The following is a 6107-nucleotide window of genomic DNA, read 5'->3' as shown; positions in this document are numbered from 1 at the left end:
CGCCAAAAAACACGCCGCGGCAGCCCTTGCCAAACAACACCAAATCGCCTAGCGTTCAACATGACTCGTTGATCACAACGCGTGAACCACGCCCGATCCGAAGTCCACCACTCCACGGGACGCTATCGACAAATCGTCGGGGGTAGCACCACCCGCGCTGCGGGGGATCCCACGCGCGGCGCAAAACCGAGAGGTGGTTCCACGCGTGGGCGGCTAGGCCTCACCTGCGCAAACATCGCGGCGCGCCGTCGGGCGAACTCCCGCATTGGAGAGCATGTATGCGATAGCAGCAAACGACCCCAACGGCGGCATCGAGCCGCCAGCACCGGGGGGACCGCCCCGCGGGCCACGGCATTTAGCCGGCCGAGACGCCAGCCTGGCTACCGACACATCGGCAAAGCCGCACGCAATCGTCCGCCATTGCTGGGACCATAGGTGGACTTATGGAATTTCCGTATTTCAGTTGTCGTTAAGGCTACTATCAGGTAGCGTCCGGCTCGTCGGCGTGAAACCCGTCACAACGACACCTGATAAGGAGAGCAATGCAGCTAGCCCTTCGGCCCTGGGTCACCGCTGGCGTCGTGCTTACCGGCGCCAGCATGATCGCCGTCACTCCCCTCGCGACGTCGCTACCCGAGATCCACGCTCCCGCGATCCAGCTCACCGGCGCGGTCGACGACGCGTTGAGCCTGGCCGCCCTCGACCCGATCACGCCGTGGGTCAACGTGTTCGGGGAGGCGTTCCAAAACGTGTCGACGATCGCCACCGACTGGCTCGCCGACCCGTTCCCGCTACTGACGCAGGTGCTCACCAACCAGCTCGGCTACGGCGAAACCCTCGTCACGGCAGGCACCGGCGCTCTCTCCGGCCTGTTCACCTACCTCACCGGCGATGACTACAACAGCTTTCAGTATCTCCTCGGGGAGGCGTTCGACGCCCTGCTGCAAGGCAACATCACCGGGTCGTTCGCGAACCTGTGGAGTTCCGCGCTCAGTGGGCTGCTGGCCGCCGCGTTTCCGCTCCTGGGGTCTGGTGCGCTGGACATTCCCGCCACGATGGCGCAGAACTTCGCCAACATCGTTAGCACGCTGACGAATTTGAACACCGCGCTCCCGCTGTTCTTGGGTCTCCTGCAGCCGATCTATGGGTCGTGGACCGCGTTGGGCGACAGCCTGCAAGGAACCCTTGACGCGATACAGGCCGGGGATCCGCTGACGGCGTTCGGGGACCTCATCAATCTGCCCGCCACCGTCACCGGCGCGTTCCTCAACGGGTATGACGCCATCAGTGCGCCGGGGCTGCTCAGCCCGCTTGACGACTTCTTCAGCGGGCCGATCGCCGCCCTGTTGCACCTGCCCGCGCAACTGGCGGAGGCCATCGCGCCGGCGGCCGGCGCCACGGATCTGCTGGCCGAGCTCGGCAGCATCTTGAACATCGGCAACCTGGCCGATCTGTTCAATATCAGCGACCTGTTCAGCGGGTTCGACCTCGGTGCGATCACCGATGTCTTCACCCAGCTGCCCACCGAGTTCGCGGCCATCTTCGGCGACCCGTCGATGTGGTTCTCGTTCCTCTAAATCCCCTCGAGGCCTGCCCCTGCGGCAGGTGAGCACCACGGCAATCGGCCCTCCCCACCGATGGGGAGGGCCGATTGTTCGTCTTCGGGCTCGCGGCGCGGGCCGACAGACCCCAACCACTCACGCCACTTGAGTCACTCTACATAACTTTAATAACTCCTAACACATAACAACAGAATCAAAAACCACATCAGTCACATCTATAACTTACATATCACAAGTCGATTTCAACAACTTATACAACTTCAGTTACATAAAGTTGTAAATTGCACCATTCATCCCGTTAAGCTCGGAAGCCTCGCGCGTTAACACCTATCACGGAGGTTGTTATATGCAACGCAAGGTGAGGTTTCGGCGTGTCGTCCGGCCAAAGCGCCGTCGCAGGTCATTGGCCCGATCCGGGCTTCTTGCCGGCGGGGTTGCGGCGCTCCTGGGCCCCTCGGCCGCGGTTGCCCACGCGGATTCGGTGAATTGGGACGCGGTCGCGCAGTGCGAATCCGGCGGGAATTGGTCCGCCGACACCGGTAACGGCTTCTACGGTGGTTTGCAGTTCCGGGAGTCGACCTGGCGCGAATTCGGCGGGGTGGGCTCACCGGCCGACGCCCCCCGCGACGAGCAGATCGCGGTCGCCAACCGCGTCCTGGCGGTGCAGGGACCGGAGGCGTGGCCCCGGTGCGGCCCCGGCATGATCCCCGATATTCCGGTGTGGCGGCCGTTCCGCACCGTCGTCAAAACGATCTGGGGGTGGGTGCCGCACTAGGCCCCGCGACGCTACCCCGTCGGTTGCAGCTCAAACAGCGGGATCACCCGCGTCGTCTTGGCCTGATAGTCGGCGAAACCCGGTGCCGCCGCCACGATCTGGGGGAAGACCGCATCCCGTTCGGCGGGCGGTAACTCGCGGGCGGTGACCTCGAAAGACTCGGTGCCGATTTCGACGTGTGCCCGCGGATGGGCCCGCAGATTGTGCACCCACGCCGGATGGATATCGGCCCCGGCGTACGAGCCGATGATGATCAGCTTGCCGTCGATGCGTAGATACGCCAGCGGCGCCACCCGCGGCTGACCGGACTTCGCGCCCGTCGTCGTCAACAACAACAGGTCGGCACCCGCGAACTGGCCACCCACCTTGCCGCCGTTACCGCGGAACTCCTCGACGATGCTCGTGTTGAACGCCTTGATCGTGTCGGCGTCCGGAATCTGCTGTGCCATGACGGGCACAACCCGCAGCGGTGCCGTCGCTATTCCGGCGCAACGCCCCCGGTTATCCGGACAGCACGGCCTGGGTCTGGGTCACCTGGCCGACCAGTTTGCCCCGATCGTCGGTGAGGTTGGTCTGCGCGACGATCGTGGTCCGCCCGACGTGCAGCGGGGTGCAGGTCGCGGTGACGACACCGCCGCGCACAGCGCGGAAGAAGTTGGTCTTCGATTCGATCGTGGAGGTGCCGGCACCGGGCGGCAGGTTGGCCACCGCGCACAGCGCGCCAATGGTGTCGGCGAACGCCATCAGCGCTCCCCCGTGCAAAACGCCGCCGGCGGTGCACCGTTCGGCGGCCCAGTCCATGGTGGCGGTCACCCGCTGCGGGGTCACCTCCCCGACCTCGATGCCCAGGGCGGCGGCGAACGGGATGGCGGCGGCCAGGTGGGCCAATTCGTTGGTGTCCATAGGGGCAGCTTGGCCTACCGTGCCCGCAGACGGAAGTACCACCCCGAATGACCCGCCGAGTGTGGGGTTAGGTCACGGGCCAACCGGAAAGGCGTGGACCAACTCCACACTCGGCGGCAATGACCGAAAACTACGGCTGCGGCTTGGCGTCGATGCCGGATTCCTTGCGCTGCTGGGCGGTGATCGGCGCCGGCGCGTCGGTCAGCGGGTCGACCCCGCCGCCGGACTTCGGGAACGCGATCACCTCCCGGATCGAGTCCACCCCGGCCAGCAACGCCACCACCCGATCCCAGCCGAACGCCAGACCACCGTGCGGGGGCGCGCCAAAACTGAACGCGTCCAACAGGAATCCGAACTTGTCCTGAGCCTGCTCGGCGTCCAGACCCATCACCGCGAACACCTGCTGCTGCACGTCGCGGCGGTGGATACGGATTGAGCCCCCGCCGATTTCGTTGCCGTTGCAGACCACGTCGTAGGCGTCGGCGAGCACCGCACCGGGATCGGCGGTCAGCGCCGCCTCGAACTCCGGCTTGGGCGCGGTGAACGCGTGGTGCACCGCCGTCCACGCCCCGCCGCCGACGGTGACCTCCCCGGCCGCGGTGGCCTCGTCGGCCGGCTCGAACAGCGGCGGGTCCACCACCCAGGTGAACGCCCACGCGTCGGGGTCGATCAGGTCCAGCCGCTTGGCGATCTCGACGCGCGCCGCCCCCAGCAGCGCCCGGGAGGCCTTGGCCGGTCCGGCCGAGAAGAAGATGCAGTCCCCCGGCGCGGCGCCGACGTGCCCGGCCAGCCCGGCCCGTTCGGTGTCGGTGAGGTTCTTGGCCACCGGCCCGGACAGGGTCCCGTCCTCGCCGACCAGCACGTAGGCCAACCCCTTGTGCCCGCGCTGCTTGGCCCACTCCTGCCAGCCGTCCAGGGTGCGCCGGGGCTGCGACGCCCCGCCCGGCATCACCACCGCACCCACATACGGCGCCTGGAACACCCGAAAGGTGGTGTCCTTGAAGAACTCCGCGCATTCGACGAGTTCCAGCCCGAACCGCAGGTCGGGTTTGTCGGACCCGAAGCGGCGCATAGCGTCGGCATAGCTCATCCGGGGCAGCGGCCGAGGCAGCTGGTAGCCGATCAGCGCCCACAGCGCGGCCAGGATCTCCTCGGCGATCGCGATGACGTCCTCGGCGTCGACGAAGCTCATCTCCAGGTCGAGCTGGGTGAACTCCGGTTGGCGGTCGGCGCGGAAATCCTCGTCGCGGTAGCACCGCGCGATCTGGTAGTAGCGCTCCATCCCGGCCACCATCAGCAGCTGCTTGAACAGCTGCGGGCTTTGCGGCAGCGCGTAGAACGAGCCGGGCTGCAGCCGGGCCGGCACCAAAAAGTCGCGGGCCCCCTCCGGGGTGGACCGGGTCATGGTCGGTGTCTCGATCTCGACGAAGTCGTGGCCGGCCAGCACCGCCCGGGCGGCCGCATTCACCTTGGAGCGCAACCGGATCGCCGCGCCCGGACCATTCTCGCGGCGCAGGTCCAGGTACCGGTAGCGCAGCCGGGCCTCCTCCCCCGCCGGCTCGTCGAGCTGAAACGGCAGCGCCGCGCTCTCCCCGAGCACGGTCAGCGCGGTGGCGTTGACCTCGATCTCGCCGGTGGGCAGCTCGGGGTTCTCGTTGCCGGCCGGCCGGATCTCGACGACACCGGTCACGGCGACGCAGAACTCGGCGCGCAGCCGATGCGCCTGAGCCAGCACCTCGGGGTCGCGAAACACCACCTGCGATACGCCGGATGCGTCGCGCAGGTCGATGAAGATGACGCCGCCGTGGTCGCGCCGCCGCGCCACCCACCCGGCCAACGTGACCGTCGCCCCGGCGTCGGCGGCCCGCAACGAACCGGCGGTGTGGCTGCGCAGCACAAAGACCCCCTCGGGAACGGTTTGGACAGTCTGCCCAGTGTAGAGGGGCGGGCAGGCGGTAACTTCCGTGCCATGGCCACTGCACCGATCGCAATCGTGGGGCCCGGCGCCGTCGGCGCGACGGTGGCCGCCTATCTGCACGCGGCCGGGCATCGGCTGCTGTTGTGCGGGCACACCCCGCGGGCGCAGATCGAACTGCGCCCCGACGACGCCGACCCGATCATCGTGCCCGGCCCGGTGCACATCGACCCCGGCCAGGTCACCGGCCCGGTCGGGCTGGTCATCCTGGCGGTCAAGACCACCCAGATCGACGCCGCGGCGGGCTGGCTGGCCAAGCTCTGCGACGCCGACACGGTGGTGTGTGTCATGCAAAACGGTGTCGAACAGGTCGAACGGGTGGCCCCGCACTGCCCGACCTCGACGGTGCTGCCGGGCATCATCTGGTTCGGCGCCGAAACCCAGCCCGACGGTTGGGTGCGGTTGCGCGGGACGCCGCGGCTGGCGCTGCCGGTGGGCCCGGCCGCCGAATCGGTGGCGGCGCCGCTGCGCGACGCCGGCTGCACGGTGGACCTGGACCCCGATTTCACCACCGCCGCCTGGCGCAAACTGCTGGTCAACGCGGTGGCGGGGCTGATGGTGTTATCCGGGCGGCGCGCCGGGATGTTTCGCCGCGACGACGTCGCCGCGCTGGCCCGCGCCTACGCCGGCGAGTGTGTGGCGGTGGCGCGCGCCGAGGGCGCCCGGTTGGGCGATGAGGTGATCGAGGACGTGGTGGGCCTGTTTGCGCGGGGCCCCGCCGATATGGGCACCTCGATGCTGGCCGACCGGGAGGCGCATCGCGCCCTGGAGTGGGAGGTGCGCAACGCGGTCATCACCGTCCGCGCCCGCCGGCACGGCCTGCCCACCCCGATCGGCGACGTGCTGGTACCGCTGCTGGCCGCGGACAGCGACGGGCCGGGCTGAATCCGCT

At 68.1% G+C, this 6107-nt stretch carries 6 protein-coding genes; 3 read left to right on the top strand and 3 right to left on the bottom strand.

All coding sequences use genetic code 11. The annotated features are described in order from the left end of the window. Nucleotides 1–542: 542 nt before the first annotated feature. Nucleotides 543–1577, top strand: coding sequence for a hypothetical protein (locus BKN37_RS11735; RefSeq protein ID WP_105369105.1), 1035 nt, complete (start codon nucleotides 543–545; stop codon nucleotides 1575–1577). Nucleotides 1578–1908: 331 nt separating this feature from the next. Continuing rightward, on the top strand, nucleotides 1909–2337 hold the full coding sequence (locus tag BKN37_RS11730) for a transglycosylase family protein (RefSeq protein ID WP_071025907.1): 429 nt from the start codon (nucleotides 1909–1911) through the stop codon (nucleotides 2335–2337). Nucleotides 2338–2348: 11 nt separating this feature from the next. Here the strand turns inward: BKN37_RS11730 and BKN37_RS11725 are convergent, their stop codons facing one another. The 3 genes from BKN37_RS11725 to aspS all read right to left on the bottom strand — a co-directional run bounded on the left by BKN37_RS11725 (nucleotide 2349) and on the right by aspS (nucleotide 5137). Beyond that, a complete protein-coding gene (locus BKN37_RS11725) occupies nucleotides 2349–2786 on the bottom strand; it encodes a nitroreductase family deazaflavin-dependent oxidoreductase (RefSeq protein ID WP_071025905.1) in 438 nt (145 codons plus the stop codon). Nucleotides 2787–2838: 52 nt separating this feature from the next. Next, nucleotides 2839–3240, bottom strand: a complete 402-nt coding sequence (locus BKN37_RS11720; RefSeq protein ID WP_071025902.1) for a PaaI family thioesterase — start codon at nucleotides 3238–3240, stop codon at nucleotides 2839–2841. A 130-nt stretch (nucleotides 3241–3370) separates the two neighbouring features. Next, nucleotides 3371–5137: an aspartate--tRNA ligase gene (aspS, locus tag BKN37_RS11715; RefSeq protein WP_071025900.1), complete on the bottom strand. Its 1767-nt coding sequence runs from the start codon at nucleotides 5135–5137 to the stop codon at nucleotides 3371–3373. Nucleotides 5138–5209: 72 nt separating this feature from the next. On the opposite strand from aspS, the gene BKN37_RS11710 reads away from it, so the two are divergent. Then, entirely contained in the window at nucleotides 5210–6100 is an 891-nt protein-coding gene (locus BKN37_RS11710; protein ID WP_083341735.1) for an oxidoreductase, read from the top strand. The last annotated feature ends 7 nt before the right edge of the window (nucleotides 6101–6107 follow it).

Origin of the sequence: Mycobacterium talmoniae (assembly GCF_001854525.1) — a bacterium.
GTDB lineage: Bacteria > Actinomycetota > Actinomycetes > Mycobacteriales > Mycobacteriaceae > Mycobacterium > Mycobacterium talmoniae.
Note: the sequence above shows the minus strand (reverse complement) of the source record. Positions and strands in the feature narration are given on the sequence as shown.